At 45.0% G+C, this 278-nt stretch carries 1 protein-coding gene; it reads left to right on the forward strand.

All coding sequences use genetic code 11. The features are described 5' to 3' along the window. A partial coding sequence (locus tag AAEY79_RS14705; RefSeq protein ID WP_352289073.1) for a hypothetical protein occupies positions 1 to 278 on the forward strand: 278 nt, incomplete at both ends.

The following is a 278-nucleotide window of genomic DNA, read 5'->3' on the forward strand; positions in this document are numbered from 1 at the left end:
GCCCGTATTACATTAGACGGCGCGGCAAAAGTGATTGCGACGCCAGAACAACATGCTGCAGAAGGTGCGCAAACCCGTGAGAAAGATGGAGTTGTTGAGCAAAGCCCGAGTTATGAAAAGTTCCAACGTCATAGCTTAGTGCAAACCTTTAGCATTAACGATGAAAAGTTAACTGTTGTGGTTAACCACTTAAAATCGAAAGGTTCAGGCTGTATTGAAGACTGGGCTGAATTTAACGAAAACGCTGAGCCAGCAGACTTGCAAGGAAAGTGTAATGC

Source organism: Psychrobacter sp. GW64-MNA-CIBAN-0177, from assembly GCF_040309585.1.
Lineage (GTDB): Bacteria > Pseudomonadota > Gammaproteobacteria > Pseudomonadales > Moraxellaceae > Psychrobacter > Psychrobacter okhotskensis.